The organism is Carnobacterium sp. (assembly GCF_032094055.1).
Lineage (GTDB): Bacteria > Bacillota > Bacilli > Lactobacillales > Carnobacteriaceae > Carnobacterium_A.
In genome coordinates this window covers 7,079-8,996 of the sequence record NZ_DAMDAK010000089.1, presented here as the reverse complement: position 1 = coordinate 8,996, position 1,918 = coordinate 7,079, and the positions used below count along the sequence as shown (strand labels likewise).

Below are 1,918 nucleotides of genomic sequence, written 5' to 3'. Positions count from 1 at the left end.
CTGGCAGATATTGAACATTTGATTATTACTCATGGGCATTCAGATCATTTTTATCCAGAAGATTTGGTCATGAGAATGAGCGGATACAGCAATAGTCTGGATACTAAATTGACTATCTATGGAAATGAACGGGTTGCTTCTTTTTATCAACGGGTCTTTGATTTAGAAGGAAGAATAGATGAAGATCGTTTAGCCTTTCAACTGGTATACCCTTTTGAAACGTTTGAAGCAGGGCATTATCATATTACTCCCTTATTGGCAGATCACGATAAAAAAGAAACTTGCTTTATCTATCAAATTACAGATGGCGAAAAAAACGTTTTATATGCTCATGATACAGGATATTTCTTAGCAGAAAACTGGAAGTACTGGGAAAAAACTAAACCTTATTTTCACTGTGTCAGTTTAGATTGCAACAGCCAAATGAATAAAGTAGACGGCAACCATATGAGTTTTTATGATAATGTGGCGATTAAAAATAAAATGAATGAGATGGGTTTAACGGACGAGAAGACTATTTTTGTCAGCAGCCATTTTTCCCATAATAGTGGCTTGCTTTATGATGAAATGAATACGATAGGAATGAAAGAGGGTTTCATAACCGCATACGATGGACTTGAATTGACTTTTTAGCTAAACTAAATAAAGGAATGGTGCTAGCCTGTTATATCAGTTTCAGCAGTCCGCTATGTGAGAGAAGTTAGATACTAAATAGCAGTAAAATGTGTCGAAGAAGGGTTTGTATGAATAAAGAGAAATTAACATCACTGCTCAAAATTATGATTGGAAATATTTTTATGGCATTCGCTTATGCAAAATGGATGAAACCAAATGATATTATCAATGGCGGCGTAACCAGTATTGGCATGATTTTAGAGAAAATTACGTCGATCCCGCTCTTGTATTTGACGAATGGCGTTACTGTTGTTCTGCTTGTTTTTTGTTTTATTTTTTTAGGTAAAGAGAACTTTTTTAAATCCTTTTTCAGCAGTATATGTTATATGGTTTTATTTAGTTTCTTTTATTCGCTGCCTATAGAAGCTTCTATCAATTTACCTATTGATTTTAGTTTAGCCAGTTTATTCATTGCGATTGGTTATTATTGCTGCATCTCTTCAAATGCTTCTACAGTTGGAATGGATGTTATTGCTTTAGTATTGCATAAAAGAAACTCAAAACTTAAAATTGCTTTGATGATTCGCTATATCAACTTTTTTGTATTAGCTGTGGGGTTGTTTACTTATGGCTGGCAGTCAGTTGCTATCGGTATTGCTTTTAGTTTTGTTAATTCCTATCTATTAAATGTAATGTTAGAAGCAGATAAAAATAGTACACTGAAAAAAGTGAAGCAAAAAAATTAAATAATTGATAATCAATAATCAACTCCTTCCATATAATTCGGCTAAAAGCTATTTATATGGAAGGAGTTAGTGTTTTACAATAGTTCAGGTTAACATTGTGCTATAGAAGCTAATTGCAACATAATTGTGTGTTAGAAATTATTGACGATTTTTTATTAAATGCTTGCATGATTTTTTAAATCATGGTATTATCATTTGTGTAATCGGTTACACATTTTGATAAGCGATGAGGTGAACAGGATGAAAACAATTAAAGATGTGGCGAATTTAGCAGGTGTTTCTGTGGCTACGGTTTCAAGAGCTTTAAACAAAAGCGGTTATGTTAGTGACAAAAGTCGCGAGAAAGTGGAAGCAGCCATTAAAGAATTAGATTTTTATCCTAATGAAGTAGCTCGTTCGCTTTATCAAAAGAAATCTAAATTAATCGGCTTACTTTTACCTGACATCTCGAATCCTTTTTTTCCTTTGGTTGCAAAAGGAGTAGAAGATAAAATGAGTGAAATGGGCTATAACTTAATCTTAGGGAATGTTCAAGAAAATTCATCTAAAGAAGAAGA

At 33.0% G+C, this 1,918-nt stretch carries 3 protein-coding genes; all 3 read left to right on the top strand.

Features of this window, described 5'->3' with window-relative positions:
• On the top strand, positions 1-633 hold a 633-nt coding region (locus RT405_RS11525), incomplete at its 5' end, for an MBL fold metallo-hydrolase (RefSeq protein WP_313469818.1).
• A 110-nt stretch (positions 634-743) separates the two neighbouring features.
• Positions 744-1,361 carry a YitT family protein gene (locus RT405_RS11520; protein WP_313469816.1) on the top strand — a complete coding sequence of 206 codons (618 nt, stop codon included), beginning with the start codon at positions 744-746 and terminating at the stop codon, positions 1,359-1,361.
• Between the two features lie 240 nt (positions 1,362-1,601).
• On the top strand, positions 1,602-1,918 hold a 317-nt coding region (locus RT405_RS11515; RefSeq protein ID WP_313469813.1), incomplete at its 3' end, for a LacI family DNA-binding transcriptional regulator.